Here is a 19,042-nt window from a genome sequence, read left to right on the forward strand (position 1 = left end):
CACAAACAGGTACCAAAAGTCTTATTTAGTTGAGAAAATAGCTGTCATAAAAAACACTTACCGGCGTCATTTATACATTATAAAAAGAAGAAAATTGATTTTGAGAATTTAGCCATTCCACAAAAAGAGTTTGAATGTAAACTTATGCAAACACCTATTTACTAATATTATAATATGCTTTTTAAGCTGAAAACAAAGCACATAGAAAAGAATTCATTAATGATAAACCTCTAACTATTTACAAACAATCGCCTTTAGTAAATATTATTTACACCTCTAAAATTTGAAATTTTGAAAGAGAATTTACTTTACCTTCAACTATAACAACTCACAAACCGATTCACGCACAAATACGCACACTATTTATGTTTTAAAGCTCCTCAATAAGAATTGGTAAAAAATGGCACTCAATACTAGTATAACATTGTATGTTTACATCAAAAAAGAACATTATAGAATGGAATAACATCTTTAAAAGAAAATTAATGTTTTTTATCAAACCATAGAAAAACACTATAAAAACAGTGTTTTTTATTAGTTACAGCTTCAATAGCACACACTAAACATGCAAAACAAAAGCAAAAACATGCATCATTGTGCATCATGTTATTGATTTTACAAAACAATCTCATACATTTGTGTTCATAGTACACTTACAAGGTGTTTATATACAAACAAAGTCAAAACATACAGAGTTTATATACAACCAAAAATTTTCGGAAAATAACTTAAGTTACGTTGAATGAATTTTTACTGCATTTTTTTTACTGTTAAACCTAATAAATGCACGGTATACAACTCTTATTGTAAACTATTTTATTAACTCACTTATCCTAAAATGAAAAGAATTTTACATTCCATCAGCACGATGGTTGTATTGTTCATGATGTGTACGCTTACACTTCATGCACAAGAACAACTCATCAAAGGTACCATTAAAGATGCGATGACTGGAGAACCATTAATTGGTGCTTCGATCAAGATTAAAGGTACTTCCAGCGGTTCTATCACCGATATGGATGGTAATTTTGAACTTCAAGCAAGTCCAGAAAGTGCATTACAAATCTCTTATATTGGTTACAAAACCACTGAGATCGGGGTAAACAATCAATCTTTCATTTCCATCAAATTGGAGCCTGATGCTACTGAAATGGAGGAATTAGTGGTCGTAGGCCTTGGAGTTGAAAGAGAAGAAAGGTCTTTAGGCTATGCCGTTCAAGAAGTTTCTGGCGATGACCTCGGGGCTGTAACCTCCTCTTCCAATGCCATGAACAACCTTGCAGGTAAAGTGGCCGGTGTTCAGATTAACCAAGTAGGTGGTTCTCCGGGTTCCTCATCCAATGTTGTGATTCGTGGTAATGCTATTTTGGACGGTTCTAATCAGCCGTTATACGTAATAGACGGAATCCCGATGAACAACTCCAATGTAGCCAATGCCAACGACAGTAACAGTGGTGGTATTGATACAGGCGATGGTATGTCTGGCATTAATGCGGAAGATATTGAATCCATCAACGTCTTAAAAGGGCCTGCTGCTACTGCAATTTACGGTTCAAGAGGTATTAATGGTGTAATCATGATCACTACTAAATCGGGCAAAGGTGGTCAGAAAGGTTTGGGCGTAGATGTCTCACACTCTTCTACGGTCAGCACATTGGGCATCACCCCCGACAATCAAGAGCAATATGCTCATGGTACAAACGGTATGTTCCCGACTGATCCAAGACGTGATTATGGCATGTGGGGACCTAAAGTGACTCCAGGGATGACCACTGACAAGTATTATGATGGAGAGGAAAGAAATGTACAGTTTTATGACAACTATGAAGCATTTTTCAAACCTTCATATACTGCAAATACCAACGTTGCTTTAACCAAAGTATCGGATGCAGGAACACTTCGATTCTCCTACTCCAACATGACCAACAACGGTAACACAGACAATCAAAGTTATGAGAGAAACACTTTCTCTTTAAGAGGAACCAGTGAAGTTTCTGAAAAATTCCACATTGATGCCCGTATGAACTACATCAAAGAGGAAGCTTATAACAGACCGTACATGGGTAACAACGTCAACAACTATATGAGTAATATCAACGCCATTCCAAATACCTATGATATAAATTGGATGAAGGATTACAAAGATGAGGACGGCCGCCCTATTGGTTATAATGAAAATAATGAGAACCCTTATTGGACAATGCATGAAACGAAGTTCCATGATACAAAAGATCGATTTTTGGGTATGGCAACGGCTACCTATGAAATCACGGATCATTTAAAAGTACAAGGTAGAGCAGGTACAGACTACACCGCATGGAGAGCTGATGTTTTACAACCTTTGTATACTCCATGGTATGAGTCGGGAAGAGCTTACGAAAGAACACAACTCGACAGAGAAGATAACTTTGATGCCATGATGACTTATGATAACAAATTTGGAAAGTTTGATGTGGTGGCCAATGTGGGAACATCGTATATGCACATTTACAGAAGATATTCTGATACAGGTTCTTCTAACTTCTCGGATCCTTTGCAACAAAACCCACAATCAGGTTCAGACCGCTTTGCTTCTTATGATACCTACGAAAAAGCAATCAGTTCTGTATATGCAACAGCCTCTATTGGTTATGATGGCTACTTATTCTTAGATGTCTCAGGGCGTAATGACTGGTCTTCTACATTACCATTAGACAACAATTCTTACTTCTACCCTTCGATTAGTGGTTCATGGGTATTTTCGGATATGGATTGGGACACGCCCGATTGGTTGACTTTTGGTAAAGTAAGAGCTTCTTGGGCAAAGGTGGGTTCGGATACCGACCCTTATATGTTGCAACAATACTATCAGATTGACGGTCAGAAACAGGATGACCTTCAAACAGGAGCGATCTACGGCAACACCATCAACAACAGCAATTTAAAACCTTCTATGCAAACTTCTTATGAATTAGGTATGAACCTAAGAATGTTTGACGACCGTGTGAATTTAGATATGACCTATTATAATTCAAGCTCAGTGGATCAAATCATGAAGGTTCGTATTCCTGAATCATCAGGTTATGAAGATGCCATTATCAATGCCGGTGAGATCATCAACAAAGGTGTGGAAGTCGCTTTAGGGTACAATGTGATCAGAAAGAAAGACATGAATTGGCACACACAAGTCAACTTCGCTTATAACTACAATGAAGTGGTTTCATTATCGGAAGGTGTAGATCAATATTTAGTAGGTGAAGGTCCTGTCAACATCGTTGCTGCTCCGGGGCAAGCGTACGGTACAATCATGGGTACAGCCTACAAAAGAGATGACAATGGTAACATCATTGTGAACGAAGATGGTATGCCAATGGTAGAAGATGGTTACCAACAAATTGGTAATGGTGTACAACCGTTTATGGTAGGTTGGGTCAACCGTTTCCAATACAAAAACATCTCATTTGGGATGGTCATCGATGCGAAATTTGGCGGGGACATTTACTCTTCTACCAATGCCAATATGTACTCTAATGGTAAGCATCAAGACACAGCAGATGGCAGAAATACAATGCATGAAACAGGTGTTTACAATCCTGGTGGAATGGTATATGAAAACGGAGAGCCATTTGAAGGTTTTACAACAGACCAAGATCTTCAAAACTACTACCAAACTACGGCAGGTATTGATGAGGCCCACGTTTATGACGCTTCTTACATCAGAGTGGCAGAGATTTCAGTAGGCTATACTTTCCCTAAAACAATGGTTTCAAGTGCAAAAATGCAAAACCTTCAATTATCATTCGTAGCTTCTAACTTAGGTTACTTATGGAAGAACACTGACAACATTGACCCTGCCGCAAGTTTCTCTTATGGAAATGCTCAAGGGATGGAAGTGGGATCTTACCCGTTGCCAAGAACATTTGGTCTAAAGCTTAATGCTAAATTTTAATTAATCAATCAATGCTGCCACTTGTCTAAAAGGCAGGTGGTGGAATTACCTATAAATTGCAAAACGATGAAAGCAAACCAACTATTTTTAGGTGCTGCCTTAGCAGCTAGTATGTTTTCTTGTACAAATAAATTTGAAGAAATGAATTCCGATCCTTGGGCTTCAGATGAAATGAACCCTAAGTATCAGTTCACGCACATTCAAAACAAACCTTATACTGACGGTGGCGAGTCATGGAGAACGCAAATTATCATGGCAGGGCCAATGTCTCAAGCCACTGGTAACTTGTATGCTGCTGGTGAAGCTTTCAGTACGTCTTATAAAGAATGGGCTTGGAACAACATCTATAAAGATGTAATGAAAAACGTAGCCGACCTTGAGACCAACCTTCCAGCCGCTTCTGCACAATTGGGCCAAGTGAAAATCACCAAAGTAATTGACATGCTTAAAGTTTTATCGCTTTACGGTGATATCCCTTACACTGAAGCAGGAAAAGGCTATGTGGAGCATATTTTATATCCTAAATATGATACGCAAAAAGAAGCATTGGAAGCCATGGTCATCGACCTGAAAAATGGTAGAGAATGGGTAGCCAACGGTGAAACATTTACAGATGATTTTTATTACAGAGGGGATGCTTTAAAATGGCAAAAACTAGCTAACTCTGTATTAATGAAAGTGGCCCTCTATATGTCAGAGGGTGATGCCGGCAGAGCAAAAGAAATCTTTACGGAAGCATTTAACCACTCTGCAGGATATATTTCAACATTAGATGAATCTGCAAAATTAGAACACTCTTTAAATGGTGGTCCTTGGGGACAACACATGAACGGTGTCGGTGCCTCAATGACTTCTCAGGTGGGTGGTTTTGCTTATGGTTATATCAGTGAGACTTCTCTAAAGTCAATGCAATCAAGAAAAGACCCTCGTGTTTTTTGGTTAACAGGTATGCATGATTATAGTTCTTCTCCTTCCACTATGGTGATTCCGAGCAGTGATTTCGATCCATTTGAATTAGCAGAAGAATGGGGCAACCCTTATAAACCTGTCTCTTTGAGAGGTACAAGAATGGGAGATCAAGACGGTCAGACAGCAGTATTTGCTGTAGAACCTAACGGTGATGTTAATAATGCAGCTCCTGTTAATGCAGCTTATTTTGCTAGAATGAATGATGGAACATTGAAAATCAATGATAAGTATGCCATTGAAGACGGTGGTAACAAATTTATCTTTGCTTCTTTGAACAATATGACGGTTTTCAACCCACTTTCACCAACCATCATCATGGGTTCTGACGAGGTGAATTTTATGATTGCAGAAGCAATTCAGAAAAACTTAATTGGAGGAAATGCTCAACAATTCTTTGAATCAGGTATCCGAGATGCTTTTGACAAATACAATCGTTTCTACCCTGGAATTGAATATGTAGAAGGTGCCATTGATGCGTATGAAACAACGGATGCGGGTCAAGGATTTGATTACAATGCAGCCAAAGAAGATTATATTGCAGCTGAGGTAATGGCCTTTGCTTCTTCAGCCAACAAACTAGACAATATTATCTACCAAGCATGGATTTCTCAAATTGGAAATGGTATCAATACGTTTACGCTTTGGAACAGAACGCATCTACCTTCTTTTGTGACACCAGAATTAGACAGAAATATGTACGAAACCATAGACATCCCTGTTTATACTGTTGATCCAAGAGATGAAATTACTGCTGGCCGTCCAATGCCTGAAGTAGTAGGTTACAAAACCATTCCATTCCATTCTCCGGGTACCACATCTTATGTTAGATCTAGAAGATTTGACTACCCTAACAATGAAATGTCAAGTAACACCACCAACTACAACGAAGCGGTTGAAAGACAAAGAGCAGAAGCCAATGGAAATACTGGAATGTTCAATACAGTGGACCAATTCCTATCTTATAAAGGAACATTCTCTAACAGTAAGGGGGTAGAACTTATCAAAGAATAGTACTTTTCATATTTTCAGATAGATTAGACAGAGGGGTGCCGGGATCAGACGGCACCCTTTTTTTTATTTCTGCAAGCTTTTTATGACCTACTTTCAAGCTTCCTTCTTCTTCATTTTTCCATTGATGAAAAACGAAGCAAAAAATCTAGGCTTAGAAGTCAAAAGCTAAATTCCATTCCTCTCGCCTAAATGATTTTAAACTCGCTTTGCTCAAACAAGAAAATCATTTTTAACGGCTCATTCCATGAAATTCTTAACGCTTTTCCCTTCAATGCCGGGGGATATACTACTAAATGATTCTCTGATTACATGTCAAAAAACAAAGGTTTTACAATAATCTTTTAAAATGTAGTGCTGTAGGGTCGTTGCATTGCAACGTCCTCGCGAACCACAATACACCACCCTTTATCCTCCATAAAAGGAATTGCTTAAATTAACGTGGAGGGTGTATTGAATTTAAATGCATCATTTGCATATTATGCTGATGCATCCACATTTGATGACGCATTAGATCATTTTGATTGGAGAAGAACCAATATTGACCATTAATATTTAATTTAAATGGCAATACAAAAGTGGTTGGCTTCTTCATCGGTTTTGAATCAGCATATGACATTTTCAGTTTACCTTTCTTTCCTCCATTCAATAATTGCTCTTTTACAAAACTATTCACCTTTTTATCAAAATCAGTATTCGTCTTGTTCAGGATTTTATATTCTCTGATAATACCCATTTTATCTGTCCACACTTGCACCAAAATTGGCCTTAAAATAGGTTTATCACTAAGGAAAGAATCATCTATATACTTATCAAAAAGCTTATTTAGCTTTGCTACCTTTAAAGGATTTTTAGGATCAGTAATATTGCTATATTCTTTACCTTTATGTTTGGTATATACCTCTTTCACCAAAAGATTTTCATTTCTTATCCTCTTTTTAGTGTTATCTAATACATCCATATAATCTTTCCATTCTGCAAGACGGTCATCATCCATAAAATTAAAATAGCATTCTGTTGTATTATTCATCCTATCCTCTCGTAAATCATATTTATAAAGCAATTGACCTTCATGATAAACTTTCCCACTTTTCATTTTGTCTCTATCATATAGCATTTTCATGACCAATTCACCATCAATAAAGAAAGAAGACGGGCCTTGTTTTTCTCCATTTTTTTTGGTGCTCCACTCTATGCTATAAACCTTTTGATCATCCAATGAATAATATTCTTCTGTATAGCTTCTGTCATTCAATGCCGTGATTAATGAATAATATTTAAAAGACTCAGCTGTTTTTGTCTTTCTGAAATATTGGTCATAATACTCTTTTTTCTTATAGAAATGTCTATTTGTAACCAAAGCCAGATTGATTAAAGCTCCAATATTCCCTTCATTCTCCTTATAGTTAATTTCATATCGCCCTATCATATTAGTGTAAAAATTCACCTTTTTGTGTTCGATGCTTTCGCTAGCAGCAATGACATTATCATAATCCACGAAACACTTTTTAATCATGGCATCGATTGATTCTTTTTGAGGGTTAATTTCCTCCCATCGCTCCTCCCCGCTTTTTTTTGCGATATATGTTTGGTGAAGAATAGATTTATCGTAATTATTATTATAGATTTTTGCAAATGTCGTACTATCAAGCTTGGCGATAAATTGCACAAAAGTTGGTCTTTCCCTTGTTCTACCTCTAAAGTGAATATTTTGAGCGACAAAAAAGGAATCCAATCCTACTTTCGCCCCTGAAAAGGTATCTTCAGACAATACTACTTCTGAACCTGTTTCATTTTTCATAACAAGTTTAGCATCTTCAAACTTCATTAATCGTTTTTTACTTGCACCATCCTTATAGTAAAAGATAGAAGGCATATAATTACCAAGATCCTTTGAAATACTTACCGTCGGGGAATAAGAGATAGGATCGATGTAACCATGTATAGGCTGGCCTCCAGCATCAAAAAGCAACCCTACTTTTTGTTGTGCCTGAGTTTTGAAAGAGAGCATTACTAACATCATCAAAGAGGCTAATAATAAAAAAGTTTGCTTGTTCATATCAGTTTAAAAATTGGTAAATACTAGGACAGTAGAAATAGGTTAAAATACCGTGTACCATAATTGAAATTATGGGTATTTTGAAGCACAATAAAAACCATTTTACGAACCATAATTCTTCATTCTTCCCTCTTAACTCTTCCCTAAAAACATTTCTTTTGTTCTAGTTCTTATATAAGACAATCATAATGCAATTCTAAAGCTAAATATTCAATTTACCAATAAGCGAAATCACTCCCCCAACACAACTTCCTAATCCTCAAACCAATAGCACTTTTTATCTATTTTTTAATAAAAATAGTTTCCAAAATCCATTGAAATAGCTAATTTTGTAGTCCACTTAAAAGAGAGTGGCCAGTTCACTTGGGGTCGACTGGTTTTGACAGGCTGAGATTTTGCAAGTATAAGCATGCAGGCTCATGGGATGAGAGCCTTGAAAGATAATTCCAAAATCTAGTTGGCAACAATTCGTTTGCTATGGCTGCCTAGTCTCCCTTAGGGTTGTAGACATCTGGGCTTAAATGGTTGAACGCGTATCGCGTTCCCGAGCTACATCGTCCTTTGCCTTGATCTTTGGGCGAAGAATCGGCGGTGCCGTAATCATTGATCTAGTCGGATACCTGCTGTGGGTTGAAGATGAAGCTTTAAGCAGATAAGGATATATTTTGGTTGTTTCCGGCGGGATATATCACGAAAATTTAAGTGAAACTAAGCATGTAGAAGGCTTGACAGTGTCCTTCTCTGGACGAGGGTTCGACTCCCTCCGACTCCACTAGAAACCCACTTTATTAGCACATAAAGTGGGTTTTTGCATTAAATAGGGGCTATATGAGGGGCTATTTATCTTTTGGGGTATGTTTTAGGGGCTATTTCTTGGTAAAAGTTCTTGAATCAGAAAGTCAATCAATTGACCTTCCAAATAATTGGTTTTTCTCATATTCTATTTTTCAACGTCACTTTTGGAAGTTTTCACCCTAAAATCACCCTGTTTTACCTTGATTTATACAGTCAAATGGACATAAATGGAAGTTTTCGTACTCAAAATGATTAAAAAACGGACATAAATGGAAAGGTTTGGAAATTTTCATTTTTACTATCAATCTGAATATCAATTTATTACATACTTTTCAAATGTATACCCCCCTATCCAAAAAATAAGGGCTAAACGAAACGTTTAAACCCTTTTTGTGCTTTTCACTTCTTCACAATGCCTTTTAAAATCCTTGAATAACTCCTTATCACTTTTTTTCCTTAATCTTATTGGTTTCAAACCTCTTGCAATCAAATCTTTATTTAACTCTTTTGCTTTCTGAGTTTCCGTTAATGGCTTTGGAGTAAAAGGAAGTACATTTAATTTTCCTTTGCTTAAATCATCTAATATTTCAGATGAAAGCAAATTGAAGAATGTATTAATTATCACATTCACATCTCTTGCAGTAATCCCATGTATTTCTGCTGTTTCGTTTAAGTTTGACAACTTACAAATATCATGTTCAACATAAGTTCTAAAAACTTCAATATGTTCTTTATTCTGATGATGTGAATAAAATAACCTCTCTTTTAAAATTCGCCTTATGTAAAGTGTTTTTAATGTTAGGTTTTCTAAAACAAAACTTTCACTAATTGGTATGTAACATCGAATAGCCTTATATAAATCTTCTTTTTTTAAATTTACTTTATAGCCATTGGGAAACAATCGAACATACTTTACATTATCCTTATGAAAGTTGTTTAAATCTCTATCAATAAATAATATTTGCCCTTTCCTTATTCTTTGTTTTTTGAACACCAATAAAACCAACTTTGGAACATTTATATATTTTCCTTTATGGAGTATATAAGGTTTATCTTTAATTAATGGAATAATGAATTTTTGTTTCTTCAAATGATACACCTTTCCGCTTTCATTTACATAAATTTCTCTAAAATCTTTATGTGTTTTAAATCCTAATTTTTTTAATTCTTGTGCATTCATGGTTATATTTGATAGAACAAACCACTAAGTAAAAAGAGCAGTACGGCTAGGCGACTCACACTCGTCAGGGGAGCAACCTTTTTACTTTAGTGGTTTTATTTTTTCGTTCTTAGTAAGTGCTAAAAATAAGATGCAATCTACCTTCTCTAACTCCATCCTTTATTGTTGCAGGGTTTGGAATAAATAAGTCTGGATGATCTTCAATATTAGTAGGGCTATTTATTGTAAAGTTTTCTAAAAACTCCCTTCCACTATTTCCTATAAATTTTTCCATACCATATTTCACGTAAATATCTCTTATAGTATGTAAGTCTTTTATAAATTCCTCCTCACTATCTGATTGGGGTCTATAGGTGTATTTCTCCAATATTTCAGCATCTGAAAGCCTTGTAAATACACCTTCTTTTAAAGTCAACTCCGAAAAACTACGACTGTTTTTATTTGCAACAATATCTTTTGCGAGATTAAAAACCTCTTCTTTAATATCACACATCTGAACATAAGCATCGGGCATCAACTTTGAGCTTTCAATTATTTCAGCACATCCAATTTTTATTAATTCGCTAGCTAGTTTGTTACTGTTTGGAATTGAGAAAATCCAAGACCAATCAAACTTAAATCCATCAAACAGTTTATTTAATACGCTTTCAGCATGTCTATAAAACTGCAATTGGCTTTCCGCTTTATTTATTTCATGTTGTGCGTTGTATCTATCAATGAAATACGGTTTTCTTAACTTTCCCATTTTATAAAAATTATTTTGTTTAAAATTGATTTAATGACGCAATGATTTACCCATTTTATTTGGTGGTGGTCTTATTTCCTTCATTTCCTCAATTCACTTTTAACTTAAAAATTCATTATTACCTCCCTCATTTTTAAGACCGTTCTCTAATTGGCTTCCTGTTGATAGTAACCCTATTAAGATTTCACCTGCATAGTAGAAAACATCTTTTTCATTATCGCCCATAACATCGGGGTTGTAACCTTGCATGAGTTTTATTAATGATTCTTGCATTTTTACAAGTTCGTAAGCTTCACCAACTATTTTTATATTGATAATATTACGCTCAAAATCTTCACCTTGTCTTTTTTCTTTTCCTAAACTAATCATTGTCTTTTCCTTTATTGGTTATGAAATTTTATTTTTAAACAGACCTGTTTTAAAATCCTATCACTTTTCTTTCTCCCTCTTTTCCTTCATAATTAGATAGCTGTTTCGCTTCTTTTACCTGTTTGGGAGATAAACGAAACTCTTTCATTAAAAAGGAGAATTTACATTGTTTGGATTGGTTGATATGTTCCACCGCTAAGGCTATTCTTTGTTTGGTACCTAATTCATCAACCGACTTATAAACCTGTTTTGGTTTTGGGTTTTCTTCCTCTTCATTTTCGTTTTTAAAAGCCTTTGAAACAGGTTTTAAAACAGGTTTAATACTTTCCTGTTCTTCTGATTGAATACAGCTAGAAGCGAGTAAGGACAACCCAATAAATATTAAACTGAATAGTCTGAATTGTTGTGCCTTCATTTCCGCTTTTTCTTCCATTTCTTCAAAACGTTTTAAACCGTACTGTATTCGGGTTTTCACCTCTTCAAGCTGTTCCGCTATCAAACGTTTACTTTCAACGTCTTGCCAACGCCTAGAGGTGCCAATTTTGGCTAATTGATGAAGGAGGTCTTTTTGTAATGCTTTGTCTTGGTCTAATTGGGTGCGGTCAACTGTATTTTGATAGGTTACTTTCTCCACCCCTTCAAATTCCATAAATACCACTACTCCGAGAAGCACCACGGCTATAATTATGGATTGGTGTACATTCTTGGTTTTGATAATCTCACGAATGGAGTAGATCAAATAGTAATGACTTAGTAAGGCAAGTACTACACTTGCTACTATACTTACCACCATAGAAAAGTGTATTTCTAGGTAATTGGCGACCACAAACACCGAGTATGTGAATGATATTAAAATGATTGTAATATGTGGTATGTTTCGTAAATTGCTCATGATTTTATGTTTACTATTTATGTAGTAAATGATTCCTTGGGCTTGCACCTTATTTTGTGGGGTGCAAGCCTTTTTAATGTCCTTCCTTTAATTTTATCTTATAGAAGGTTTCATATAATTTTTGCCTTTGCCCTTTTAGGTTTTCAACACCTTTTACTTTACAATACAATTCTCTGCAAATGCTATTCACCCTGTAATAAATGTTCTTTTTGATACTACATGTTTTCATAGAGTGGACGTAAATTGTATTCAAAAATTCCTTTTCATTACTCCAATTTTTAGTGATTTCTAAAAGCCTTTGACCAAAGGAAGATTTACACATCAAAGCGTAAAACTCTACTTTGTCAATTATTGGTTTGGCTTCCTGTTCAAATCTGTTTTTGTACTTCATGACTACTTTCTTTTTTTAACTTGAAATGGGAAATAACCGTAAGTATCAGGGTAAGTAATACCCATAGTATTTTGAATGATAATCTTAAAGTTATCCTTACCTCTTTTTAATTCTTTGACCTCTTTCTTTCTAAGAGTTGCCCCTTTCAAATCAACTCCTAAAACTCTTTTAATCCTGTTGTTTTGAGAGGTTAGTATTCTAATGTCATTGCCATTGATACAGCTATCAATTACCCTCTTTAGATCTTCTAAGGCTGTTTTTTCTTCTTTGGTTAATCTCATGATCTTATAAATTATACTTTGCTTTCATTACCTTAAATTGTTGATAGGCTTCACTCACCGATTTATAAAAATGGTCTTCAATGCCTTTCCTTTCTTGTGTACCCGTCTTTGCGGTTGCTCCAGGGATGGTTTCCGTAAACCTTAGTGAAACATAATGCCCCATGTGTTTGATGTGGGTATACTTTCTTTTCTTCATCGTTCTTTTGTTTTGGTTCTGAATAATCATATTCACCTATCCATTGGTATTTTTTTATCCATTGTTCAAGGGCTTCAACCTTGGCTTTACTTTCAGTTTCGTTTAACTCGGTTCCTGTTTCAATCACCCATATTTCAAGGTGTTTTTGTTTTACAGCTTCATCATAAAAGTGTTGCCTTAAACATGTTGCGATAAGGGTATTACACATGTATTGATTGCCTTGGAAGTCTAATCCCTCATTGTTTTTGATTTTCTCCAAGTAGTATTCTAGTTTGGAACCCTCAATACATTCATTCCCTAAGTCTTTTAAACACTCCTTGTATAAATTATTTTCTTCGTGTTTCATGCTTGATTCCTTTTTGATACTTCACGAATAAATCTCATTGCCCTTGTACCTGTTAGCACTATTTTTTTAGCGTTCTTTCTGTCCGTCCATACCTTGACCTCTTTTATTTTTCTTATCCATTCAGCAGGGGCAAACACTTCTTTTTGGTGTAACTGGTCAGTGTATCGTTTTCGGTCTTGTGTGTAGGTAATGGAGAGGTTAAAACTGTTTTTGTGTATTTCTTCCATCAATCGGACTAATACGGGGTTTTCCTTTTGTTTCAATGCTTCATTCATCTTTTTTCGCTTGTTTCGGTTGTACTTGTTATTGCAAGCCCTTGAACAATATTTGGCGTTTTTGGATTTGTGGGAAATGTCAGCACCACAACAAAGACATTTTTTTGAATCTGAATTGCGGTCATTTGGTGGACAGTTTTTTCCTTTCGGATTTTCCTTTGATTTTGGGGTAATATTTGCGGTTTTGGAGGTGGGCGGAATGTCAGAAAATGACCCCTTACATAATGTGTCATTTGGTGGACACTTTTGCGTTTTTTCGGATTTCATTTTTTGAACTTTAATCAGCTTCAAAAAGTGGTCATTTGGTGGACAGTTTTCACCTACAATTTCATTTAATTGGGATTCAATATTTTCATAGATTGACTTTTGTACTTTGGAGTTACAGTAATTCACCATCAATTCACGCCATAGTTTCAAATGTCTTGTTCTTTGCCTTTTGGTTGTACTATTATCCCATTTGCCAACATCTAGGAGACTGTAAAAGCGTGTTCTTTTGGCTTCTGTCATCTCTTTTAACCGCATAGAATTGTTAGACCTATCTATAAATATTGCATCGCCCCAAACGGACAGCAAACGACCGCCAAAGGATTTAAAAACCTCTTTGTCGGCTAAGTCTTGGAGAGTGTAAATACCCATTTTGTTGATTTGCTCCATTTTGTTATAATGATATTCCAACCGCAATAATTTACGGTTTAGGGTTTTCCCGTCTTCCTTCTTATGTTTCTGTTTTCCTTTGTCATAAGCCTTTATTTTGTACTGTACATTGGAGATTGAAGCGTGATAAAACTTATTATCAATGGTCACACCTTCAAAGCCTTTGTTTTTATAGGCTATCAGCCCCTTTAAAACCTTTTCGGCTGAAATGGGTGTACTAACATTCACGCCAAATTCTAAGTTATGTAGACGGGCAAAAGTGGGATTTACGCCTAATTCATTTTGCAGTTTGACCAACGTATCTAAATAGTTTTGATAGGTGTAAGTATCTGCATTGTGTTCGCCATCGTTCCAAAATTTGTGTAAACTTCCTTTTATCTCACACTTCGTTTGTCCTTTGGTTTCTCTAATAATCAGCTTCAAACCCTTATACCATGCAGATCGGACGGGGTATAATTCCCCCGTTTCTTCATTTCCTACAAATGAAAACCCTATCTTTCTTTCTCGCCATCGCTTAGAAAGATCACCACATGATATAAAAACGCCATCGATCAAACTTGAATACTGCTTGTTATTTAGACTCTTCGCCCTTTTACGCCCTTAAATTTTGGGTGTAAAAAGGAGGGCGATAAAAATTAATTTTCGCTTTTCTGTTCTCCGAGATGTATTAAAGATTAGGATTTAAAAGGTCTTTTTCCCGTCTACAAGGCTACTTAATGAACTTTCTAGATATTGCCTAACGTTATTAATCACTAAACTTGAATGGCTTTTTTCAATAGTTGTCAGAGTCAAAAGGTCTTTAATATTTCTTATAAAGGCTTGACTTTGGATAGAAGAGAGGACACTATTTGTCATTTGTTCACTTTCAACACTGAGATTCCCCACCAATGACTTTAATTGTGCAATTTGATCTTCTTCCCCAAGCCTTTCAATTACCGCAAGTTCATCTAAATTCGATTTAACGGCTATAATTTCTTGTTCTTGTGCTTTATCAAACATGATTAATTTGGTTCTACAGTTAAATAATTTCTTACACTATCCCCTAAAACAAGTGTTCTTGTACCTGATTTTCTCACTTGTATTTTACCCTCATTAATGAGTTTGTAAACTGTTGGTTTACATATCTGCAATTGTTCAGCTACTTCTTTTAGGGTCATTACCTTTTTAAAGGTTTCTTTGTTTTGTACGCTCTTTTCGACTTCCTCCAAGCGTTTAAGAATCTTGTTTTGATTCTCCATAAGCATTTTAAAATGCTGTTCGATGGTTTCAAAAGGGTTTTGCATGGCTTTAGTTGGCTAATTCTAATAAAACATTGGCTACTTGTTTATAAGCCTTTTTACGACTTTGTTCCATTTCTTGCAATACCTCAGTATATGCTCTCAAGATGATTTCTTGTTCTTCATTTGATGGGCTTCGTCTACTCACGAAGAATCTTTGAACATTAGAGTATGGAAGATTAGCTTTTTTTGAGATTTCACTTATCCCACCATAAGGCAAAAGACTCTTTAAGTCCTCTAATTCCTTTCTGTCTGCAATGGTTTTTTCTTTCATAGTTACATTACTTTAATAATAAGTATAATGCAAATATAAAAAAGTGGAATAATTATTCAACATTTGTTGAATAATTATTCCACATAATACATAAAAAAAGATGAAATTAATTAAAACTCCATCTTATACAGCTATAAACTTAACATCCTGTCAATCTCTTTATGGATAATTTCTAAGTCTTTATCGTCATAAATACTTTGAACAAACTCTTTAAGTTTTACTTTACCATTTCCATATAAATAATCACAAACCATTATTTCTTCTTTCATAACCATGATATCAACCATCATTCTAAACATTAGATGAATATTATCATCTAATTTATCTTGAATTGCTCCATATAGAAAACTATCTAATTCATAAATGTCATGAAAATCACCAGTTGAAATCATCATAGGTACATCTACTTCCTCATATTTTTCATAATATAACTCTGTATAATAGGCTCCAAAAGTATTATTTAGAATAGTAAATAAATTCTGACTTAGTAAATTTATCTTAGAAGCATCTACTATATCCACATCATTATCAGAAAGAACTTTTACCACTTTTTCAATATTATCCCTCTCTATTTTTATAAAACTTTTAAGAGGTTCCATATTCAAATCGTTATCATTTAAAAATCCATCATTATAAGCAATTGAACTTTTAAACCTCAAACTTTTTCTATTATAAACGACTTGAATATATAATGGATAATGTTCAACGTTATTTAACAACCTTGATTTTAGTTTCTTATTTAGATAATGTTTAACCGTAATTTTACCCATGATTTTATGTTATTCCTTTTGTTTTGATCTTATAATTTATTCCTGTTTGAGGGGCTATTTCCTTAAAAACAGCCCCTCACTTTGCAATATAAACTAACATCAAAAAATAGTTGTAATAATTGTATAACTAATTTTAATTTAACAAATTAGATCAACCACCGAAAAAACAACAACAAAACACACAGCCCAAGCCTTAAAAACTTAATTATCAACCGTTTTCAATGCTGTTCTAATCGTTGAAACAGCACACGCAAACTCATCACTTAATTGGTCAATTACTGAATCCATGGAGAACCTTAAACCTTTTGGAGAGCTATTATAAATTTCTGTAAACCTGTTTTGTATGTGTTGATACCTTTTTAAAGTATTTGCCCGTCTTGTATTATTCGCTTTTTGTATTGTTTCCTTTGTCATTTGCCTCCTATTTTTAATGGTTAACTATGTCAAAGTTAAGGAAATATAAAGTTTGTTTTATAGAAATAGCATGTTATGAAAAATGGTCGAGACATTCACGCCCCGACCATATCTATATTATATCTTTTGTAGTACATAAACCCGTTTTAGGGTCGTAAACTTCTCCATAATCACCACTCAAAAACGCTATTATTATTGGGTGGTTTATGTCATCCAGCTTTAAAAACTTTCTAGCTTCTTCTTTTTCTTCTTGGGTGAATTGGGGCTTTTTGGGTTTGGTTTTCATGGTTTATAATATTTGAATTAAATTATTTTTAACTTCAATCAATTCCTTTGTAGTTAATTTGTTTAATTCATACTCAAATCTTGATATTGTTTTTAAAAATTTAGTGATAACATCAAAACCATGATATTCAAATAAAAACAATGGAAAAGAGTTAAGAATAAAAACTTCATTGTTTGGATCTATATATGATAACCTTTGACACTCAAAAATTTCTTTTTGTCCAACCATATAAGTAGGCATAGAATATTCTCCATTAACTAATAAATTTGCTTTTTTAAGGTGAATGTCTACAACTATTTGCCATTGTTTATAACCAAAATTCTCTAACTTTTTCAATTCATGTAAACATTGAGAATTGACAATTCCTTTATAAGAAGTTCCTTTCGGAAGCTGTATTGAGGTAGTTAATTCTGAAAATTTAAATTGTTTTGGGTTATAGTGTTTCAATGATTCAACCATAGGATAATTAATATAAATTTTCCCGTGATCTGTTTCCTCTGAGAATAGATCTATAATAGAGTCTAAGTCATTGTCACTCGCAATTGGTGCATGACCATCATAATCAAAAAACAAATAAATTTCGGCAAAATCATCCCTCAAATAACCTTCTAAAACCTCTCTATTCCCTTCTATATCCTTTAGTAATACAAAAAGGTCTAAATCCTCATCGTCCTTTATTTCTCTATATAATTGATAAATTGTAGTACAATAAGCACAACATACAGAGAAATCATTAATTTTAATCTTACTTATAAAAGTATTGAAAATTTCTTTTTCTTGTTCCCCTTCAAATACAAATAAAATATTTTTAGACATTGATATTGAATGAATTGGCTTTATACATTTTCTCTATATTATGTGCTTCTCTTAACTCTTTATTAGTTAAGTTTGCCAATGATTTAATTTGTTTATTATCCATAATAAAATAACAATCGGGTCTTAGCAAATCGTTTGTCATTATAGATGTATTATGAGTTGTAAGAACAAATTGAACGCCTGTCTTTTTGAGTATCTCAACTATCAATTTAGCTAATTTTTGATGATAGAATGCATCAAATTCATCAATAAAAATAAACTTAACTTTATCTGAGTTTTTAATTCTATGATACCAGAAATAAAATAATGTCAACGCAATAGTTCCAGAGGATGCTATATTAAAGAAACGAACTTGTTTATGTTCAAAATTCATTACTATTTCCTTTTTACCAGCTACTGTAACTGTATCTAATTTACATTCAATCCCAACCTTATTTAAAAAAACCTCAAAATCCTTTAAATATCCATTCTCAATTATATCATCATCTAAACTTATATTCCCAGAAACTAAACCTAAATAATTATCATTTAAAGTTGAACGATAGTATAACATTCCTTCAATAAAATTGAAAAATCTATAAAAAACCTCTTTTTCAAAATCATCAATTAATATTGCATTATTTTTTATATATTTCAGAAGTGATATATTATTATTTGATAGGTCTTTGTTCAATGTCTCTGTTCCCTTCAAATCTATTTCAACTAACGTTTTTTCTGTCGTTTTTTCTAAATATGCAACCCTCTTATCAGAGATAAAAAACTCTTCTTTGACAATTTCTTCTCGGCTTCGTTTAGAATAGTTATATAACACTATCTGCCCATCAAAGTCATATTCAAATTTAAATGAGACTAGTCCATTTACATCATAAGCATTCTTATAATTCACATACTGAGTATTCCCCCCTTCTAAGTCGGTTAAATGACTTATCAAGTCAAATATTGCCAAACCTAAATTAGATTTCCCAACACCGTTTGCACCATAAACAATAGCATTATTAACAATTCCATTTATAACTGCTTCTTGATTAAAGCTGTATCCATTTGTTTCCCCTAAATCAAAAACAAACTCATCCTTAAAGCCTTTAAAATTAGATACTGAAATTTTTTTTAACATAAC

General features: G+C 34.1%; 19 protein-coding genes and 1 other RNA gene. 3 read left to right on the top strand and 17 right to left on the bottom strand.

Annotation, left to right across the window (positions count from 1 at the left end; translation table 11 throughout):
- Window positions 1–838: 838 nt before the first annotated feature.
- Window positions 839–3,928: a SusC/RagA family TonB-linked outer membrane protein gene (locus IC221_RS15985; RefSeq protein WP_188169930.1), complete on the top strand. Its 3,090-nt coding sequence runs from the start codon at window positions 839–841 to the stop codon at window positions 3,926–3,928.
- A 66-nt stretch (window positions 3,929–3,994) separates the two neighbouring features.
- Window positions 3,995–5,908, top strand: a complete 1,914-nt coding sequence (locus IC221_RS15990) for a SusD/RagB family nutrient-binding outer membrane lipoprotein (protein WP_188169931.1) — start codon at window positions 3,995–3,997, stop codon at window positions 5,906–5,908.
- Between the two features lie 433 nt (window positions 5,909–6,341).
- Here the strand turns inward: IC221_RS15990 and IC221_RS15995 are convergent, their stop codons facing one another.
- Window positions 6,342–7,964 carry a hypothetical protein gene (locus IC221_RS15995; RefSeq protein ID WP_188169932.1) on the bottom strand — a complete coding sequence of 541 codons (1,623 nt, stop codon included), beginning with the start codon at window positions 7,962–7,964 and terminating at the stop codon, window positions 6,342–6,344.
- 365 nt (window positions 7,965–8,329) lie between these two features.
- Here IC221_RS15995 and ssrA point away from each other — a divergent pair.
- Window positions 8,330–8,739: a transfer-messenger RNA gene (gene ssrA / locus IC221_RS16000) on the top strand.
- A gap of 399 nt (window positions 8,740–9,138) precedes the next feature.
- Here ssrA and IC221_RS16005 read toward each other — a convergent pair.
- The 16 genes from IC221_RS16005 to IC221_RS16080 form a co-directional block, all read right to left on the bottom strand.
- Window positions 9,139–9,939, bottom strand: a complete 801-nt coding sequence (locus IC221_RS16005; RefSeq protein WP_188169933.1) for a hypothetical protein — start codon at window positions 9,937–9,939, stop codon at window positions 9,139–9,141.
- A gap of 109 nt (window positions 9,940–10,048) precedes the next feature.
- The gene (locus IC221_RS16010) at window positions 10,049–10,684 is read right to left on the bottom strand and encodes a hypothetical protein (protein ID WP_188169934.1); all 636 of its coding nucleotides are present in this window, start codon (window positions 10,682–10,684) and stop codon (window positions 10,049–10,051) included.
- A gap of 99 nt (window positions 10,685–10,783) precedes the next feature.
- Complete coding sequence (locus IC221_RS16015; RefSeq protein WP_188169935.1) at window positions 10,784–11,053, bottom strand: hypothetical protein; 270 nt, start codon at window positions 11,051–11,053, stop codon at window positions 10,784–10,786.
- A 49-nt stretch (window positions 11,054–11,102) separates the two neighbouring features.
- A complete protein-coding gene (locus IC221_RS16020; protein ID WP_188169936.1) occupies window positions 11,103–11,945 on the bottom strand; it encodes a hypothetical protein in 843 nt (280 codons plus the stop codon).
- 73 nt (window positions 11,946–12,018) lie between these two features.
- Window positions 12,019–12,336: a hypothetical protein gene (locus tag IC221_RS16025; RefSeq protein WP_188169937.1), complete on the bottom strand. Its 318-nt coding sequence runs from the start codon at window positions 12,334–12,336 to the stop codon at window positions 12,019–12,021.
- Between the two features lie 2 nt (window positions 12,337–12,338).
- Entirely contained in the window at window positions 12,339–12,617 is a 279-nt protein-coding gene (locus IC221_RS16030; RefSeq protein ID WP_188169938.1) for a hypothetical protein, read from the bottom strand.
- A gap of 77 nt (window positions 12,618–12,694) precedes the next feature.
- Window positions 12,695–13,159, bottom strand: coding sequence for a hypothetical protein (locus tag IC221_RS16035; protein ID WP_188169939.1), 465 nt, complete (start codon window positions 13,157–13,159; stop codon window positions 12,695–12,697).
- Entirely contained in the window at window positions 13,156–14,643 is a 1,488-nt protein-coding gene (locus IC221_RS16040; RefSeq protein ID WP_188169940.1) for a hypothetical protein, read from the bottom strand. The genes IC221_RS16035 and IC221_RS16040 overlap by 4 nt, the downstream gene beginning before the upstream one ends.
- A gap of 126 nt (window positions 14,644–14,769) precedes the next feature.
- Window positions 14,770–15,087 (bottom strand): hypothetical protein, encoded by a 318-nt coding sequence (locus IC221_RS16045; protein WP_188169941.1) that lies wholly within the window; start codon window positions 15,085–15,087, stop codon window positions 14,770–14,772.
- Between the two features lie 2 nt (window positions 15,088–15,089).
- Entirely contained in the window at window positions 15,090–15,371 is a 282-nt protein-coding gene (locus IC221_RS29585; protein WP_223241405.1) for a helix-turn-helix domain-containing protein, read from the bottom strand.
- Window positions 15,372–15,375: 4 nt separating this feature from the next.
- Entirely contained in the window at window positions 15,376–15,639 is a 264-nt protein-coding gene (locus tag IC221_RS16055; RefSeq protein WP_188169942.1) for a hypothetical protein, read from the bottom strand.
- 131 nt (window positions 15,640–15,770) lie between these two features.
- Window positions 15,771–16,409 (bottom strand): hypothetical protein, encoded by a 639-nt coding sequence (locus tag IC221_RS16060; RefSeq protein ID WP_188169943.1) that lies wholly within the window; start codon window positions 16,407–16,409, stop codon window positions 15,771–15,773.
- A gap of 201 nt (window positions 16,410–16,610) precedes the next feature.
- Window positions 16,611–16,823, bottom strand: a complete 213-nt coding sequence (locus IC221_RS16065) for a hypothetical protein (RefSeq protein ID WP_188169944.1) — start codon at window positions 16,821–16,823, stop codon at window positions 16,611–16,613.
- Window positions 16,824–16,935: 112 nt separating this feature from the next.
- Window positions 16,936–17,109 (bottom strand): hypothetical protein, encoded by a 174-nt coding sequence (locus tag IC221_RS16070; protein WP_188169945.1) that lies wholly within the window; start codon window positions 17,107–17,109, stop codon window positions 16,936–16,938.
- Window positions 17,110–17,112: 3 nt separating this feature from the next.
- Window positions 17,113–17,925, bottom strand: a complete 813-nt coding sequence (locus IC221_RS16075) for a hypothetical protein (protein ID WP_188169946.1) — start codon at window positions 17,923–17,925, stop codon at window positions 17,113–17,115.
- Complete coding sequence (locus tag IC221_RS16080) at window positions 17,918–19,039, bottom strand: ATP/GTP-binding protein (RefSeq protein ID WP_188169947.1); 1,122 nt, start codon at window positions 19,037–19,039, stop codon at window positions 17,918–17,920. The genes IC221_RS16075 and IC221_RS16080 overlap by 8 nt, the downstream gene beginning before the upstream one ends.
- Window positions 19,040–19,042: the final 3 nt, after the last annotated feature.

Origin of the sequence: Flammeovirga sp. EKP202 (genome assembly GCF_014534745.1) — a bacterium.
Lineage (GTDB): Bacteria > Bacteroidota > Bacteroidia > Cytophagales > Flammeovirgaceae > Flammeovirga.